General features: G+C 41.9%; 11 protein-coding genes. 7 read left to right on the top strand and 4 right to left on the bottom strand.

The window, feature by feature from the left end; translation table 11 throughout:
• The 3 genes from QVP90_RS02110 to QVP90_RS02100 all read right to left on the bottom strand — a co-directional run.
• The coding region (locus tag QVP90_RS02110; RefSeq protein ID WP_288203787.1) for a family 65 glycosyl hydrolase at positions 1–1,740 on the bottom strand (1,740 nt) is incomplete at its 3' end.
• Positions 1,741–1,924: 184 nt separating this feature from the next.
• On the bottom strand, positions 1,925–3,241 hold the full coding sequence (locus QVP90_RS02105; protein ID WP_025819518.1) for an SLC45 family MFS transporter: 1,317 nt from the start codon (positions 3,239–3,241) through the stop codon (positions 1,925–1,927).
• Between the two features lie 149 nt (positions 3,242–3,390).
• Positions 3,391–4,401, bottom strand: a complete 1,011-nt coding sequence (locus tag QVP90_RS02100) for a LacI family DNA-binding transcriptional regulator (RefSeq protein ID WP_005929752.1) — start codon at positions 4,399–4,401, stop codon at positions 3,391–3,393.
• Positions 4,402–4,927: 526 nt separating this feature from the next.
• Between QVP90_RS02100 and QVP90_RS02095 the strand changes: the two genes are divergently transcribed.
• The 5 genes from QVP90_RS02095 (at position 4,928) to QVP90_RS02075 (ending at position 14,919) form a co-directional block, all read left to right on the top strand.
• The gene (locus QVP90_RS02095) at positions 4,928–7,972 is read left to right on the top strand and encodes a SusC/RagA family TonB-linked outer membrane protein (protein ID WP_007481507.1); all 3,045 of its coding nucleotides are present in this window, start codon (positions 4,928–4,930) and stop codon (positions 7,970–7,972) included.
• A 27-nt stretch (positions 7,973–7,999) separates the two neighbouring features.
• Entirely contained in the window at positions 8,000–9,583 is a 1,584-nt protein-coding gene (gene susD, locus QVP90_RS02090) for a starch-binding outer membrane lipoprotein SusD (RefSeq protein WP_005929759.1), read from the top strand.
• A 32-nt stretch (positions 9,584–9,615) separates the two neighbouring features.
• Positions 9,616–10,506, top strand: coding sequence for a SusF/SusE family outer membrane protein (locus tag QVP90_RS02085; RefSeq protein WP_021935539.1), 891 nt, complete (start codon positions 9,616–9,618; stop codon positions 10,504–10,506).
• Between the two features lie 29 nt (positions 10,507–10,535).
• Positions 10,536–12,023 carry an Outer membrane protein SusF domain-containing protein gene (locus QVP90_RS02080; protein WP_005929763.1) on the top strand — a complete coding sequence of 496 codons (1,488 nt, stop codon included), beginning with the start codon at positions 10,536–10,538 and terminating at the stop codon, positions 12,021–12,023.
• A gap of 82 nt (positions 12,024–12,105) precedes the next feature.
• Entirely contained in the window at positions 12,106–14,919 is a 2,814-nt protein-coding gene (locus tag QVP90_RS02075) for an alpha-amylase family glycosyl hydrolase (protein WP_021935538.1), read from the top strand.
• A gap of 251 nt (positions 14,920–15,170) precedes the next feature.
• On the opposite strand, the gene QVP90_RS02070 is transcribed toward QVP90_RS02075, so the two are convergent.
• The gene (locus tag QVP90_RS02070; RefSeq protein WP_005929768.1) at positions 15,171–15,425 is read right to left on the bottom strand and encodes a type B 50S ribosomal protein L31; all 255 of its coding nucleotides are present in this window, start codon (positions 15,423–15,425) and stop codon (positions 15,171–15,173) included.
• Between the two features lie 174 nt (positions 15,426–15,599).
• On the opposite strand from QVP90_RS02070, the gene QVP90_RS02065 reads away from it, so the two are divergent.
• A complete protein-coding gene (locus tag QVP90_RS02065) occupies positions 15,600–16,613 on the top strand; it encodes an endonuclease/exonuclease/phosphatase family protein (RefSeq protein WP_005929770.1) in 1,014 nt (337 codons plus the stop codon).
• A gap of 178 nt (positions 16,614–16,791) precedes the next feature.
• Positions 16,792–17,796 (top strand): class II fructose-bisphosphate aldolase, encoded by a 1,005-nt coding sequence (locus QVP90_RS02060; protein ID WP_005929773.1) that lies wholly within the window; start codon positions 16,792–16,794, stop codon positions 17,794–17,796.
• The last annotated feature ends 354 nt before the right edge of the window (positions 17,797–18,150 follow it).

Genomic DNA, 18,150 nt, shown 5'->3' with positions numbered 1-18,150 from the left:
TTCCGACGGAATATCGTCTATGGTTTTCAGCTCTTTGTCGAGATAACCGTCGTTTTGTACAAATATTCCTAATTCTTTGTCTTCCGGCAGATACATTCTGTCTATGATCTCCTGCCAATAAGAAGTTTCGGCATATTGAAAATCGGTAATCCTGCGGACACGTGCGTACTCGTCGGGATATTGATGAGCTACCAGTTCCAAAGATTCTATGGTAGATTTTAGGGTCTGTACACACGAGTAGTTGGTATACCAATTATTGTCTACATTGTTTTCATACTCATTGGGTCCGGTGACACCCAGTATCACGTATTTTTGCTTCGGTTGTGAAAAAGAGACGCGTTGACTCCAAAACCGGGAAATGGCTATCATCATTTCCAGTCCGTAGCGGGCAATGAAATCGTTATGACCTGTCATCACCGCGTATTGCATAATTTCATGTACGATGATGTTATTGCGATGTATCTCCTCGAAGGTAATTTCCCATTCGTTATGGCATTCTTCTCCGTTGAAGGTTACCATAGGATAGAGGGCCGCACCATTTTTGAAACCTAATTTCCGGGCATTCTCTATGGCTTTCGGGAGTTGGTTATAGCGGTAGAGCAGGAGGTTTTTGGCTGTTTCTTTCGGGCTGGAGAGCAGGAAGAAAGGGATACAGCAAAGTTCCGTATTCCATTGTGTGTTTCCTCCGTATTTTTCGCCCGTGAATCCTTTCGGTCCGATGTTGAGGCGGGGATCGTCTCCGCGATAGCTCTGGTTGAGTTGGAAGATATTGAATCGGATACCCTGCTGTGCTTCGGGGTCGCCGTCAATGGTTACGTCCATTTCATCCCAGATATTTTGCCATACTTCCCGGTGGTCTTGCAAGAGTTTTTCCCATCCTTGGCTCTTGGCATTTTTACTTTCGGTTACAGCCTGTTCCACAAGTTCCGAGCGGTCGTAATAGAGAGAGGAAAGGATAGCGGTATATTTGATGAGAGTGATCCGTTCACCGGGTTTTACATCGGCACCTGCACTAAAACCGGTCAGTTTTTCCTTTTCTATTTTTATGGGACTGGTGTTTATTTCTTTACTGTTTTTGAAGAGTTGATAAGTCAGGGCACAACAGACCTGTGAATCTTCCCGTTTGGTTTGTGTCCATAGATAGGCATGTTCGTTGGTTGTTTCCGCACGGAGTATGTTCCACATTTTTTCATTGAAATTGGATGTCTCGTGTTTTACATCTCCATTGATATAAGGAACGATTGAAACTTTGCCTTCATAATTTACGGAAGTCACGCTATATTTGATAAGGCATAAATTTTGATTAGCCATGCTGTTGATGTGCTCCACATGTATTTTCAATGTGTTTCCTTTGGGAGAGGTCACTTCAAAGTCACGATAGGAAATACCCTCTTTCATGTCGAGCTTTCGTTCGAATTGCTTTATGTCCCATTGCGAAAGGTCTACTTCTTCATCGATCAGCCTTAAATAAATTCCACTCCAGTCGGGAGCGTTCGGAATACGCGAAAAGAAATGTGGATATCCGTTTTTCCACCATCCCACTCTTGTACGGTCTAAAAAGCTGATGCCTGCCACATAAGAACCTTGTAGACTGTCACTACTATAAGTTTCTTCAAAATTACCCCGTTGTCCGAATCTTCCGTTTCCTAAGCTGAATATACTTTCCGAAGCACGTAGTTTATCTGCGTGAAACCCTTCTTCTATGATATTCCATTCGTCGGTCTTGAGAAATTTTTTCATGGCATTCTATCTCTAATAATTATGTTGGTGCGGGAAAGATACAAAAAATGTATTAGAATAGCGTGCCGAAGATCGAAATCTTATTATATATTTTACTTTATATACTACAAAGGGCATGAAGATTGCGGTTAAAATATGCCCCTTCATGCCCTTTGTAGTATATATAGCGCTTCTTTATGAATTTTTATTCTTCATGGTGTGCTATGGTTTCTTTAATGAAAAATACACAAATGGCGCCTGCAATGAGTAAGATACCTGCCAATACAAGCATGTTTACCTGATGGCCTCCCACCAGATGTAATAAACCGCCTCCGACGACTGCTGCCACAATTTGCGGTATACAGATCGTTCCATTGAATAATCCCAAGTAGGCTCCCATGTTTTTACCGGATATTGAATTTGTCAGGATAGTGAAGGGCATTGCTAACATAGCGGCCCAGGCACATCCGATAAGTAGATAGGATATGAATAGTAAATATTGGTCGGTGAAGAAGAGAGTGGATATGAAACCGATTCCACCGAGTACCAAGCTGATGGAGTAAGCTATTTTGCGTACTTTGAACAAAGGTAAAATAACGGCCCATATCACGGAGCCGATTGCTTGTACTGCAAACAATACGCCTACCCAGTTGCCTGCCGCCTGATAACCTTCGGCTTGCACATCGGTGGTATTCCATACCGTGTCGGCTATTGCACCGTTCGTATAAGTCCACATATACATAAATGCCGCCCAACAGAAGAATTGCACCAAACCGACTGTCCAAAATACTTTCGGGGCATGTTTCAGTAGATGAAGGAAATTGCTTTTCTCTTTCTTTTCATCAGCTGTGATACCGTGGAATTCTTCAAATTCTTTCGGGGGCATTTCTTTTACTTTCACCGTAGTATAAATGACGCAGAGAATCAGGATGGCCGCTCCGATGTAAAACGAATAGATCACAGAATCGGGAACTGTTCCTTTGTCGGCTATATTGCTGATACCTATCCAGGTAAAGATAAACGGAAACAGATAGCCTACGAGACTGCCCGCATTGCACAGGAAGCTTTGGATGGAGTAGGCGAGTCCTTTTTGCTTTTCGTTGACCATATCTCCTACAAGCATTTTGAAAGGCTGCATGGCCATATTTATGGAAGTATCCAAGAACATGAGCGATACTAATCCGAAAATCATGGCTGTGCTTACTGCCATTCCAAAACTTCCGGCATTAGGTAGCAGGCACATCACTAATACGGCAATCAGCGAACCTACGAATAAATAAGGAATACGTCGTCCGAAGCGTGTCCATGTTTTATCGCTGGCCGAACCGATGATCGGTTGTATGATGATACCTGCCAACGGAGGCAAAATCCAAAAATAACTGAGACTGTGAGGATCGGCTCCCAATGTGGCAAAGATACGACTGATATTAGCACTTTGCAGGGCATAGGCAATTTGTACGCCGAAGAATCCGAAGCTGATGTTCCACAACTTCCAAAAACTTAAATCAGGTTTTATTTTCATGGTAGTAATAATGTGCCAATATTCCGATGTGCAAATATGCCAATTGAGATACGGCACTCTCTTTTATTAGTTAATTATTTTATTTTCTCATTCTTTCATTTTTCTCATTTTCTCCAATTGGCACATTAGTACATTGGCATATTGGCACATTATTTTGTCGTTCCCCGTACTACCAGATTGGTTCTTACAATTTTATTTGTACTTTTTGAGTTGGGATTATCCTCTATTTTATCGATAAGGATATGGATAGCGCTTTTTCCAACTTCTTCTCCATGTTGTTCTATGGTGGTCAGCTTGGGATCAGTGCTTTGTGCAATGGCTCCGTCGGTAAACCCACAAATCGATACTTCATCAGGAACCTTCAATCCTACCAGTTTGCAGGAGTATAAGATACCCGAAGCCGTTTCGTCATTAATGGCAAAAAAACCGTCCGGGCGGTCTTCTCTTTCCAGTAAGTCGGGAGTGATGGCAATAGCCTGTTCACGCGTATCACAAAGTTTGATCATACTTTCATCTACCGGGATTTTGTACTTCTTCATGGCATCTAAGTATCCGTTTCTCCGGTTCTTGGATATTTCGAGATGGGGTGCGGCGCTATAAAAGAAGATACGTTTACAGCCGGTCTGTATCATGTACTCTACGGCAGAAAACGAACCGGCATAATCGTCTACTACTACCCGTTCGGTGTTAATGCCCGTACAAATCCGGTCGTAGAAAACGATCGGGATATTATTATCGAGTAATTCTTGATAATGATCATATTGGGATGTATCTTTGGCAAGTGAAGTAATCACTCCGCAAACCCTTGCTGCAAGGAAAGAATGGACTATCTTTACTTCCTGCTCGTATTTTTCGTTGCTTTGTGCCACGAGGATGTTGTATCCTGCCTGGGAAGCCGTTTCTTCAATGCCGCTTAATACACAGGAAAAGAAGTGGTGCACTAATTGCGGAATAATGACTCCAATTGTATTGGAACGGCTTGTACGCAAGTTTAATGCCAATGCGTTGGGCTTATAATTATGTTCGCGCGCGTACTTATGTATTGCTTCTCTTGTCTCTTGACTGATATCCGGATTATCCTTCAATGCCCTTGAGACGGTGGAAGGTGATACCCCTAATTCGCGGGCGATGTCTTTGATGGTAATTTGCGGTTTACTCATTTGTATCTATTAGTTTCAGTCAAAGGTAATTAAATTCAAGATGCGCGCCAAGTGAATATTCTCTAAGCTTTGTTCTCAGATTACAAAAATAGTGCAATTGATAATAAACTTTCTGTTCGCTGGTCATTTCTGTGATAGAATAAAGTGCAAACGTTTGCATATGCGTGGGTAGTTTTTGATTATAAAATCAAAAGTCTCGGTTATAGATTATAAATAAGGGAATAGAAGTTTTTTATTTGGCAAGAGGAACTTTATAGCCGATTAAACAATTTTTTTTCTTTGAAAATCTCCTCTAATTTGATAAAGACTGACAGGCTATTTGTTCACTCCACAATGTCGGATTGCTGTTTATTGCAGTGCAAACGATTGCGTAGTTGCAAGTGCCGTTTTTCATCTTTTCTCATTCTTTTCGTGGTTAATAGCCCTATTTTTGTTTCGTCGTTAAAAGGGAGTTGGCGTTACATTCCTGTTTCGATTAAGAGAAAATTATATTAATTTATATTGTTAACTTTAACTTATTAAATGCATGAAGCAAGTTAATCTTAGAATCTATCAAACGATTCTGCCCTTGTTATTCGGGCTTTTCTTGTCATTAGGCGCTTTTGCACAGCAGGTCTCTGTTAAGGGGCATGTGAAAGATGCAACAGGTGAACCTGTCATTGGTGCAAATGTGTTAGTAAAAGGAACTACCAACGGTGCCATTACCGATTTGGATGGTAACTTTGTTTTGAATGCTCCTCAAAACTCTACTATTGTTGTATCTTTTATCGGTTATAAAACTGTAGAGGTGAAAGCTGCTTCCTCAGTGGTAGTTACCCTTGAAGATGATTCACAAGTGCTGGATGCAGTTGTGGTAATTGGCTATGGTACGGTGAAGAAAAACGATGCAACAGGTTCGGTGACAGCTATTAAACCGGATAAGATCAGTAAGGGTATGACTACGAATGCACAAGACATGATGACGGGTAAGATTGCCGGTGTCAGTGTGATTTCCAATGATGGTACACCGGGTGGCGGCGCTACGATTCGTGTACGTGGAGGTTCTTCTCTGAATGCCAGCAACGATCCGTTGATTGTTATTGACGGATTGGCAATGGATAATGATGGAGTAAAAGGACTTTCAAATCCTTTGTCCATGGTAAACCCGAATGATATTGAGACATTTACAGTCTTGAAAGATGCTTCGGCTACTGCTATTTACGGTTCGCGTGCATCTAATGGTGTAATCATCATTACTACCAAGAAAGGTGCTGCCGGATCAGCTCCCAAAGTTTCTTATGATGGAAATGTGTCTTTCGGTATCAGACGCAATTCGCTGGATGTGATGAGTGGTGATGAATTCCGTGAATATCTGTCGGGTGTATATGGTGGAACGGATAAGATCCCTTCACCGGGTTTAGGCACGGAAAATACCGATTGGCAAGATCAGATTTATCGTACAGCTATAAGCCATGACCATAATGTGACGGTTTCCGGTGGATTGAAGCATATGCCTTATCGCGTATCATTGGGGTATACCAATCAGGAAGGTATTGTGAAAACTTCTAATTTTGAGCGTTTTACTGCCAGTGTGAATGTGGCTCCTTCATTTTTCAATGATTATCTGAAATTTAATGTGAATGCCAAAGCAATGGTGGCTAAAAACCGCTATGCCGATGGTGGTGCGATCGGAGCTGCTGTAGCGATGGATCCTACACAGCCGGTGTATGGTGATGGCGAAAAATTTGATACATTCGGTGGTTTTTGGCAGGCTATCCCCACTCAGGAGGAAGGCAGTCTTCCCTATGGTGACCCTAATTGGCTGTATACTAAAAATGCAAATGCCACTCAGAACCCGTTGGCATTGCTTGAACTGAAAGATGACCGGTCGAAAAGTAAGAGTTTCGTAGGAAATCTGGAGGCTGATTATAAGTTCCATTTCTTCCCTGATATGCGTATTCATGCCAATGTCGGTGCCGACTATTCGGAAGGACGTCAGAATACCGTTATCTCTCCGTATTCTTATTCTAATCATTACTTTGGATGGGATGGCTCGGAATATAGCTATAAATACAATCTCTCCGGAAATGTTTACTTGCAATATTCCAAGACATTGGAAAATCATTTTATTGATGTGATGGTAGGTGCCGAAGAACAACATTTTCACCGTACCGGCTATTCTGTAGGACAGGGTACCCGCCAGGATAATGGTGAGGCTTACAATCCTACTCTTCGTAAAAACAGTGCATTTGGATATCACAGTACGCTGGTCTCTTTCTTCGGTCGTTTGAACTATACTTTATTGGACCGTTATCTGTTCACTGCTACTTTCCGTCGCGATGGTACTTCCCGTTTTAGAGAACATTGGAGCAATTTCCCGTCGGTAGCTTTGGCTTGGAAAGTAAAGGAAGAAAAATTCCTGAAAGATGTAGATGTATTGTCTGACTTGAAAGTCCGTGTAGGTTGGGGTATTACCGGCCAACAGAATTTGGGAGATAATCTGGACTTCCCGTTTATGCCGCTTTATACGGCCAGCGGTAATGGTGCTTACTATCCGTTGGGTGATATTTATTATACAACTTCACGCCCGAAAGAATATAATAAGGACCTGAAATGGGAAGAAACCACCACTTACAATGCCGGTTTTGACTATGCTTTCCTGAACGGACGTATTTCAGGATCGATCGATTATTACTATCGGGAAACGAAAGACTTGATTAACACCGTAAAAATTGCCGCCGGAACGAATTTCAACTCACGTCTGATAAGTAACATCGGTTCGTTGAAAAACACCGGTCTTGAATTTACGATTAATGCTAAGCCGATTGTAACAAGAGATTTTACATGGGATTTGGGATATAACATTACTTGGAACAAAAATGAAATCACAAAACTGACAGGTGGTGATGATCCTGATTATTTTGTAGCAGCCGGCGGTATATCCAAAGGTACAGGTGCTAATATTCAGGCACAGAAAGTTGGTTATGCGATTAATTCATTCTATGTATATCAGCAGGTTTATGATAAAGACGGTAAGCCTATTGAAAATACATTTGTCGACCGTAATGGCGATGGTATCATCAATGCTTCCGATAAATATATTTATAAGAAACCTGCCGGTGATGTATTGATGGGTTTGACTTCGAAAATGATTTGGAAGCAGTGGGATTTCAGTTTCTCGTTGCGTGCGAGCTTAAATAACTATGTATATAATGATGTATTGGCTGCAAATGCAAGTATGGGTACTATCTTTTCTAATGGTGCCTTTAGCAATCGGCCGATTGCAGCTGTACAGTTAGGCTTTAGCGGTGAAGGTGATTACTATTATTCTGACTACTTTGTACAGAATGCTTCTTTCCTGCGTTGTGACAATATCTCTTTGGGATACTCTTTTAATAACTTATTTAAGAGCCCGGCATACGGGGGAATAAACGGACGTATTTATGCAACGGTACAGAATCCGTTTGTAATTACAAAATATGACGGACTTGACCCGGAAATAGGAACCGATAGTAATAAGAATATGGGTATTGACAATAATATCTATCCGCGTCCTACGACCTTCTTGCTCGGACTTAGTCTTCAGTTTTAATTAGTAACCTAAATAATTGATTATATTATGAAATTTAGATATTTAAAATCATTGATTCCTGCCGCACTCTCCTTATCGTTGACCTTCGGTATGGTGTCTTGTGTTGGTGATTTGGATATAAGTCCGATTGACCCGCAGGTGAGCGGTAATTTTTCTCAGGATGAAGTTTTCACCAAACTTTATGCTTCATTGGTATTGACAGGTCAACAAGGACCTTCCGATAAGCCGGATATTGCTTCGGACGACGAGGGGAATACGGCTTTTTATCGTGTGATGTTCACCGTTAACGAATATGCTACCGATGAAATGATCTGGACTTGGATGGATGCCGGTATCCCCGAGTTGATTTTTATGAGGTGGAACTCTTCTCACGGTACTATTGAGATGTTGTATAACCGTTTGGCTTATAACATCACTCTTTGTAATTTCTTCCTTGACCAAGTAGAGGGACAAACGGATGAGACAACAGTGAGACAACGTGCTGAAGCTCGCTTCCTCCGTGCACTGTATTACTATTATTATATGGATCTGTTCGGAAAAGCACCATTTAAAGAACACTTCTCCGAGGAGTTGCCGGTAGAAAAGAATCGTGCAGATTTGTTCGCTTACATCGAAAGTGAATTGGATGCGATTGAAAATGATATGTACGAACCGGGTAAAGCTCCTTATGGACGTGCCGATAGGGCAGCCAACTGGTTGCTGCGTGCCCGTATGAATCTGAATGCAGAAGTGTATACAGGTACTGCGCAATGGGGTGAAGCTGCTGAATATGCAACGAAAGTGATTGGATCGGGATATGATTTATGTGATAATTACAAAGAATTATTTATGGCCGATAATGGTGAAAATCCGGAGGCACGAAAAGAGATTATTTTCCCGCTTCGTCAAGATGGTATCCGTACAAAATCTTATGGCGGTTCTTTCTTCCTGGTAGCTGCCACCCGTATTGCGGGGATGCCGTCGTGGGGAACCAATGCTTCTTGGTCATGTATCCGTGCCCGTAAATCTTTGGTGGGCAAATTCTTTAAAGATCCGGAAAGAGCTCCTTTGACTGAAAGTACGGACGAATTGATTGCTGCTGCAAAAGACAGTCGTGCCCTGTTTTACTCAGGTAAGGGTGGCGGAGAGCGTCAGGTTACTTTGGAAACGGTTACTAAATTTACCGATGGATTCTCGGTTGTGAAATGGACGGGGCTTACTTCTACCGGGCAGAATAGTAGTGACCCGGATGTACCCGATACTGATATTCCTCTTTTCCGTCTGGCTGAGGCTTATCTGATTCGTGCGGAAGCTAACTTGCGTCTTGGAACAGTTGCTATGAGCGATATTGCAGAAGACTTGAATGTATTGCGTCGTCGTGCCGATGCAACGGAATTTGAAAGCGTGACATTGGATGATATTCTTGATGAAAGAGCCCGTGAGTTATATTTCGAAGGATTCCGCCGTACGGATTTGATTCGCTATAATTATTATACAACGAACAGATATCTGTGGGATTGGAAAGGTGGCGAAGCTGAAGGCACTTCGGTAAGTTCTATCTATAATGTTTATCCGATTCCGGCAGCAGATATTACTGCCAATCCGAATATGCATCAGAATACTGGTTATTAATCGTTTATTCATCATTTAAAACGCTTATTATAATGAAAAAGATATATAGTATATTCATGATGGGTCTTGCCGTACTTGCTTTCTCGGCATGCGAAAGCGATAGAGACAGTAACCCCACGTTATTGGAGCCTGATACATTCGTGTTGAATGTTCCACCTTATGCCGAGAACAATGTATATGATCTGGAAAACTCGGAAGCTATTGAGTTTACATGCTCACAGCCGGACTACGGTTTCCCGATTGCCACTACTTATACTGTGCAAATGGCACTTGATGAAAATTTCACAGAAGATAATGAAGAGGCCGGAACGAAGGTCAACTATGTGACGCTTTCCACTAAATATACTTCTACAAAAGTGAATGTAGATGCGGTTGAGTTTGCATTGGGATTGGTTGAGTTGTGGGGAATTGCAGGCTCCGGTGAGCTGCCCGACACTCCTATAACCCTGTATGTTCGTATGCAGGCAGCCCTGACTTCTAATGGGAGTGGTGCATGTACTTCTAATGTGATTGAATTACCCAGGGTATTGGGATATAAGGCAGAGGCTCCTGTCACGTTGCCGGAAACGATGTATCTTATTGGTGGCTTTGCAGAATCCGATTGGAATACATGGCTGGAGATGACTCCGGTGACAGGTAGTACGGGTAAATTCTCACGCGTGGTAACTTTTGGTGCAGGTGTCGCCGGTACAATGAAGTTCAATATGAATCCGGGTTGGGATGGAAACCAGGTAGCCTACTTTGACGGGCTGGTTCCGGAAGAGTCTAAAAAACTGGCAGATGTCAGTGGAGTAGACGATGGCAATGGTGGTTTGAATATTCAAATCGGAAATGCCGGTACTTACGAAGTGGTGGTAACTGTTAAAGTTGCCGGAACCAAACTTGCCTATACTCTGGACTTTTACGAAGCAACGGCTGAATAACTTTTGTAACTTTAAAACGAATAAGAAACATGAAAAAGATATCATTATATATGTTTTCTCTTCTGGTGCTGGCTGGTTTTTCGGCTTGTGATGAAGATTATACGGACTGGGCCAATCCCCAGTCCAATCCCCAGGAGGAATCTAAGAGTGGCATTACTGCACAGGTAGCGGGTGTAACTTCGGAAGTCGTGATGGATACGTATGCAGAGGATTCTGTAGTAATTGCCAAGTTGGAGTCTCTGTCCGGTTCGGACGAAATCGTAGGTTATAAATTGCAATTGGCAGGCAATGATAAAACATTAGACATTCCGTTTGCCGAAAAGGACGGAGCTTTGAAAGTGGATGCTGCGGAACTGGAATTGCTGACGATGCAATTATACAACAGCCGTCAGGCTGTGGCGCGCGATATAGCAGTAAAAGTGGGAGTTTCTGCAATGGCTTCCGATAATCAGGCTGTTTCTGTCGATGTGGCTGATATTAATATGAAAGTGACTCCTGTCACTCCTCCTGCGATGGAAGATGAGTATTATGCTTTGGGAGATATCTCTTCGTGGGATTTGGCCGGAGCTTTGGCTTTTACACGTGATGCGGACGATGATGCCATCTTTACGTTGGAGTTTACAAACGAAAAGGAAGACAAGGCTAATTTCAAAATATTCCCGAAATCAGGAGCTGCCGGAAGCATTGATTGGAACAAGGCATTGGGCGCAATGAAAGACGGGGATGCTTCTGCATCCGGCCTACTCGATTTTACGGATCAGAAGGGGCAACAGGCTGGAGCTATCGGTCTGGAATTGCAAGGAAAGGTAAGAATTACGATCAACGTAAAAGATTATACATACACAATTAAAGAAGTAAGCGATTTGCCCGAAACGATGTTTATCAACGGCTCTGCTTATAGCTCGGATTGGAATTGGAATGATGCTTGCCAGATGATTCCTGTGACTCAGACTCCCGGTATGTTCTGGAGTATGCAATATTATAATGCCGGTGAAGAAATCAAATTCTCTCCGGTGGCCGGTTGGACAGGAGATTTCGGCTTCTCTACAGATATAGTAACTCCTGCTGCCATCGAACTCGCCGGATTGACTGATAAGGGTGGTAATATTCTGATTGGCATTTCCGGTTGGTATATAGTGGTTGTTACTGTCGATAAGGTAGGTGGCAAGAAAGTTGAATTCTTGAGACCGGAGGTCTATCTTTTAGGTGGATTGGTTAATGGCAGTTGGAACTGTAATGAAGAAACATTATTTACTGTACCTGCAGATAAAAACGGTGATTTTGTCTCTCCTGCTGCTACTGCAGACGGGGTAGCGCGTATCTGTTGTACAGTGGCCGGAACTGGTAATTGGTGGAAGAGCGAATTTACGTTGGATATGAAAAACGATGCTTCGATTGTTTATCGTGAAAACAAGCAGGTTGGTGATAATCTTGGAGAACTGGGTTATGAATGTCCTGTAAATGCCGGTCAGAAAGTGTATGTGAACTTCACGAATGGTAACGGAACAGTAAAATAGGCATTTGTGAATAAATAAATGAATATGGAAAGGCTGTTTCTGTGACCGGAAGCAGCCTTTTATGATAAATAAGGAGGAATTTATGAAACGATCTTACGTTTTGTTAGGATTTTGCATTTGGGTAATGTTCATTGCAAAGGCTCAAATAGTGACAACGAACCCTGCCTTTCCTATCGAAGGAAAGGCGGTGACCCTCATTTTTGATGCTGCACAAGGTACTGCCGGATTAAAAGGTTATACGGGGGATGTATACGCGCATACGGGTGTCATTACAGATCAGAGTGAAAAAGAATCTGACTGGCGATATGCTTCGGATTGGAATGTGAATGTTGCAAAGTATAAGATGACTTCTTTGGGCAATAATAAGTGGGAACTGAATATTACCCCTGATGTTCGTAGTTATTATGGCGTTCCTGTCGGTGAGAAAATTCTGAAAATGGCATTTGTCTTTCGTAGCTCAGACGGCAAAAAGGAGGGAAAAGATACCGGTGGCAAGGATATTTTTGTGGATATACATGAAACAGGACTGACAGTTCGTTTCGATCAGCCTTCCGGAATGGCGACCTTGAATAGGGGAGAAACACTGGCTATGAAAGCATCGGCTTCTATGGTGGCAGACATGAAACTGTTTGTTGGTAATGAACCGATAGCAACTCAAAGCAATGTGAAAGAGATCACTGCCGAGCATACTTTTTTGCAAGCCGGTAATTTCGAGATACGTGTGGAGGCCACGATTGGCGGACAAACGGAGACAGCTACACGGACGGTGAACGTGTTGGGTGAGACAGTGCAGGCGCCGCTTCCGGCAAATGTGCGACCAGGAATTAACTATTTGAGCATTCACGAAGCTACTCTTGTGCTTCAGGCACCCAAAAAGAAGACTGTTCATGTGGTAGGGGATTTTAATGATTGGAAATTATTGCCGGAGTACCAATTAAAACAAGACGGAGAGTTTTTTTGGATTACGTTGAATGGCTTGGAGAGAGAAAGGGAATACGCTTTTCAATATGTGGTGGATGGTACTATTTATATAGCCGACCCGTATGCGGATAAAGTTCTCGACCCATGGAATGATTCGTATATTCCATCTACTGTATATCCTGATTTGAAACCTTACCCGACGGGGAAAGCCGAAGGGATTGTTTCTGTGCTTCAGACAGGACAGACGCCTTATCAATGGCAGGTAACGGATTTTAAAAAGCCGGACAGGAATCAATTAATGGTATACGAGATGCATATTCGCGATTTTACTTCCGAACATTCCTTTAATGCGGCGAAAGACAAATTGCCCTATTTGAAACAGTTGGGAATCAATGCCATTGAACTGATGCCGGTTAATGAGTTTGAAGGGAATAGCAGTTGGGGATATAATCCTTCGTTTTATTTTGCGGTGGATAAGTATTATGGAACTAAAAATGATATGCGGGCTTTTGTTGACGAATGCCATCGGCAAGGGATAGCAGTGATTATAGACTTGGTATTGAATCACAGTTTTGGGCAGTCTCCATTCTATTTGCTCTATCGTGAGGCGGATGGGACTCCGTCGGCAGATAATCCCTGGTATAATCAAAAGTCTAATATTCCTAATGCTGCTTTGCAGTGGGGATATGATTTTAATCATCAAAGTACGTATACCCGTGCGTTGGTGGACAGTGTGGCCGGTTTCTGGATGAAAGAGTATAAAGTGGATGGTTTTCGATACGATTTTACTAAAGGATTTTCCAATACTTCGCAGGATACATGGGCCAATAAATATGATGCGGAACGTATCGCAAACTTGAAGCGGATGTCTTCGGAAATCTGGAAAAGGAATTCGGATGCTTATGTTATTATAGAACATCTGACGGAGGGTACTACGGAAGAGAAGGAATTGGGAGAGGCCGGCATCATGCTTTGGAGAAACATGAATCATGCGTATTGTGAATCGGCTATGGGATGGCCGGATAATTCTAATTTCTCAGGATTGTATGGAGGTACATCCAATATGCCTGTAAACAGTTTGATGGGATATATGGAAAGCCATGATGAAGAACGTACTTCTTTTAAAGCTTGGAAATGGGGGATTGAAAGTATAAAAGGTGGTGAAGCAAGTGCGAACCCGACGACTGATAATAATTTGGAGAACCGGATGAAGCAACTTGCTACGAACGCTGCTTTCTTCTTTACCGTTCCGGGACCTAAAATGATTTGGCAATTCGGAGAATTGGGATATGATTATTCAATAAATAGTAATTCGGACGGTACGGTTGTCGATGATAATGGTGCTTATCGTACTGATCCCAAACCTCTTCGCTGGGATTATTTGGAGAATTCCGCACGTAAAGAGTTGTATAATGTTTATAGTAAATTGATGGATTTGCGTCTGTCATATCCCGAACTTTTTTCCCCTGATGTTATTTTTAGCTGGAAAGTGAGCGGCAATACAAATTGGAATAACGGCCGTTTTATAACTATAACTTCAGGAGATAAAAGAGTGGTTGTTGTCGGGAATTTTACCGCTGTCCCGGGTAATTATTCAGTAACATTTCCGCAAACCGGTACTTGGTATGATCTGATGGATGAAAACGCTACGTTGAATGTAACGTCGACAACTCAAAGTGTACTTGTTCCTGCCAATGAATTCCGGCTGTATACTAATTTTAAGCCGGCATTGACGGGAATTGAGGAGACTGTTGTCGATTCAGCGAGTCTGCAAGTGTATTATGATAGCAATTTGGATGAGTTGGTCATAAACACAAAAGCGGTTTGGGTTGAAATCTATTCCGTTAACGGTATGATGGTACAGCGACAGGAAAACGTGTCTTCTTTGGGGCTGTCAGTGCTGCCATCGGGGCAGTATGTGGCTCGGATAAAAGACAATAAGGGAGAAGTGGAATCTTGTAAGATTATTAAGTGAAAATAATGCTTCCCTTATATGCCAATGGATCTTTCGGCACAATAATACTGCCTTTTGATACATTGGCATATATTATTATGGGGCAAGGATTAATGAAATTGAGACGGACTATTCAATAAATAACTTTATTGTACGGGTTCGAATGACAGGGAACTTTTAGTATTGGTGGAATTTCATCCCCCCTGTATAACGAAAAAGAGGAAATTCTTAATTGGAATTTCCTCTTTTTCTATCTCTTTAAGAAGAGTAGATTATTTTTTCTTGCGGTCACCGTAACGGCTCATGAACTTATCAACACGACCTGCTGTATCCACCAATGTAGATTTACCAGTATAGAACGGGTGAGAAGTATTAGAGATTTCTATCTTCAGTAACGGATAAGTTTCACCTTCAAACTCGATGGTTTCTTTCGTGTTTACTGTAGATTTTGACAAAAACATATCGCCATTTGACATATCTTTGAATACTACCGGACGGTATGATTCTGGATGAATACCTTTTTTCATTTCAGTATTTGTTTTTTAATTATTATATCGTTTACTATTTGGTAAGAATAGTGTAATGGTCATTTTCAGTGCGCAAAGATAATGCTTTTCCGTGAAATAGAAAAAAGTTTTTGAAAAAAACGAGCTATCTCACTTTTTTTTTAGACTTTTGCAGAAAACAAAGAGATTTATTGTATGAAGAAATTGATTGTAACAACTGTTATCTTGCTGTTTGCAGTAATTGCCGGACAAGCTCAGGAGAAGAAAAAAGGATTGTATAGCGTAGCTTTTTATAATCTTGAAAATCTGTTTGATACTATTCACGATGCCGGTAAGAATGATTATGAGTATCTTCCCGATGCACCGAAACGATGGAATACAGAGAAATATGTGTCAAAGTTGAAAAATCTCTCGAAAGTGATCAGTGAACTGTCACGGGATAAAGTTCCGGAAGGACCTGCTGTTATCGGAGTGGCGGAGGCAGAGAACAGACGTGTTTTGGATGATCTGGTCGGCCAGCCGGCACTGGCTTCCACAGGATATCGTGTCGTACATTATGAAGGGCCGGATAAACGGGGGATTGATTGTGCGCTGCTGTATGACCCGAAACAATTTACAGTTTCATCCAGCAAGTTGGTTTTGTCGCAGCCTTTTGAGGGTGATACGATACATAAAACACGTGGATTTCTCATCGTGAATGGAAAACTTGCCGGTGAGCCGGTCTGTTTTATTGTTAATCACTGGCCTTCACGCGGGGCGGCCGAACCTGTACGGATTCATGCGGCACGTCAGGTGCGTACCTTGACAGACTCACTGCAACGTGAGAATAAGAAATTAAAATTGATCGTAATGGGGGATATGAACGATGACCCGATGGATAATAGTATGTTGACTCTTGGAGCCAAAAAATACAGGAAGGAAGTCGGAAAAGGGGATTTTTTCAATCCCTGGTGGGAAACGCTGGAGGATAAGGGAGTAGGAACGTTGCTTTATCGGGGTAAATGGAATCTTTTCGACCAGATTGTACTATCTTCTGCGCTATTGAAGAAGAAAGGATTGAAATATGATCATAACGAAGTTTTTATTCGCGAATATCTTTTTCAGCAGGATGGAAAATACAAAGGTTCTCCTCTGCGGACACACGGGGGAAAACTGTGGCTGAACGGTTACAGTGATCATTTGCCTACCATTATTTATCTGAAGAAATAAAAACCGTCTTTGCTACATCGGGATTACAATCAACTCTTAAATGATATTGAATACTACAAAATAGGATTGATTTGTACTCTGTAGCGGGGATATTTCTTACGCTTTGGTTTTGTATTAAAACTATTATGTGTACTTTTGCGTAGAATTTTTATTCACTAACAATAAACTTTTAAACAAAATGGTAAATTACAAAGATTTAGGATTGGTAAACACCAAAGAGATGTTTGCTAAGGCTATCAAAGGCGGATATGCTATTCCGGCTTTCAACTTCAACAATATGGAACAGATGCAGGCTATCATCAAGGCTGCTGTAGAAACAAAATCTCCGGTTATTCTTCAAGTTTCTAAAGGTGCTCGCCAATACGCTAACGCGACTTTGTTGCGTTACATGGCTCAGGGTGCTGTAGAATATGCAAAAGAATTGGGTTGTGCGCATCCCGAGATTGTTTTGCATCTTGACCACGGAGATACTTTCGAAACTTGTAAGAGCTGTATCGATTCCGGTTTCTCTTCAGTGATGATCGACGGTTCTCACCTTCCTTATGAAGAGAATGTAGCTTTGACTAAGAAAGTGGTGGAATATGCTCATCAGTTCGATGTAACTGTAGAAGGAGAACTTGGTGTATTGGCAGGTGTAGAAGATGAAGTTTCTTCAGATCATCACACTTACACTGACCCGGAAGAAGTAATCGACTTCGCTACACGCACAGGTTGCGATTCATTGGCTATCTCTATCGGTACTTCTCACGGTGCTTACAAATTTACTCCGGAACAGTGTCATATCGATCCGAAGACAGGTCGTATGGTTCCTCCTCCTTTGGCATTCAATGTATTGGACGCTGTAATGGAAAAACTTCCGGGATTCCCTATCGTTCTTCACGGATCATCTTCAGTTCCTCAGGAAGAAGTTGAAACGATCAACAAATACGGTGGTGCGCTGAAAGCTGCTATCGGTATCCCTGAAGAAGAATTGCGTAAAGCTGCCAAATCTGCTGTTTGTAAGATCAATATCGACTCAGACTCCCGTTTGGCTATGACTGCTGCTATCCGTCAGGTATTTGCTGAAAAACCGGCAGAGTTCGATCCGCGTAAATATCTGGGACCGGCTCGTGACAACATGGAGAAACTGTACAAGCATAAAATTATCAATGTGCTTGGTTCAGACAACAAGTTGGCTCAGTAAGAAATTATTTGAGATAAGAGAAGCTGTACCTGTATCGGGTACAGCTTTTTTTTGTCATTTATTTCGATAATCTTGTGTTTATGAAAAAGAATTTGTATATATTTGTGGTTTACAATAGATAATTGCTTTGACACACATGTCATTATCCGGTGATAATAGAGTGAAAGCATCACACACGAGTATATGGAGAAACTTCCGGAGAAAGATTCTTTTTGCTTCATTGAGGTATAATTAATCAGAAGGGAGTCAGGAGAAGAATCCGGCGGATGTTATCATCCAATAAACATTGCACTTCTAAGCCGGCTTTTAACATGAGAGTAGAGAAAAATAAAGACTGTTTCTTTTTTGAGGCGG

It is taken from the genome of Bacteroides sp. CAG:189 (assembly GCF_000432295.1).
GTDB lineage: Bacteria > Bacteroidota > Bacteroidia > Bacteroidales > Bacteroidaceae > Bacteroides > Bacteroides salyersiae.
The sequence above is the reverse complement of the archived record's forward strand: the minus strand, read 5'-3'. Positions and strand labels throughout refer to the sequence as shown.

Coding starts and splice junctions, on each gene's coding strand:
- susD (WP_005929759.1), top strand. CDS start 8,000: ATGAAATTTAGATATTTAAAATCATTGATTCCTGCCGCACTCTCCTTA.
- QVP90_RS02060 (WP_005929773.1), top strand. CDS start 16,792: ATGGTAAATTACAAAGATTTAGGATTGGTAAACACCAAAGAGATGTTT.
- QVP90_RS02095 (WP_007481507.1), top strand. CDS start 4,928: ATGAAGCAAGTTAATCTTAGAATCTATCAAACGATTCTGCCCTTGTTA.
- QVP90_RS02065 (WP_005929770.1), top strand. CDS start 15,600: ATGAAGAAATTGATTGTAACAACTGTTATCTTGCTGTTTGCAGTAATT.
- QVP90_RS02100 (WP_005929752.1), bottom strand. CDS start 4,401: ATGAGTAAACCGCAAATTACCATCAAAGACATCGCCCGCGAATTAGGG.
- QVP90_RS02105 (WP_025819518.1), bottom strand. CDS start 3,241: ATGAAAATAAAACCTGATTTAAGTTTTTGGAAGTTGTGGAACATCAGC.
- QVP90_RS02075 (WP_021935538.1), top strand. CDS start 12,106: ATGAAACGATCTTACGTTTTGTTAGGATTTTGCATTTGGGTAATGTTC.
- QVP90_RS02085 (WP_021935539.1), top strand. CDS start 9,616: ATGAAAAAGATATATAGTATATTCATGATGGGTCTTGCCGTACTTGCT.
- QVP90_RS02070 (WP_005929768.1), bottom strand. CDS start 15,425: ATGAAAAAAGGTATTCATCCAGAATCATACCGTCCGGTAGTATTCAAA.
- QVP90_RS02080 (WP_005929763.1), top strand. CDS start 10,536: ATGAAAAAGATATCATTATATATGTTTTCTCTTCTGGTGCTGGCTGGT.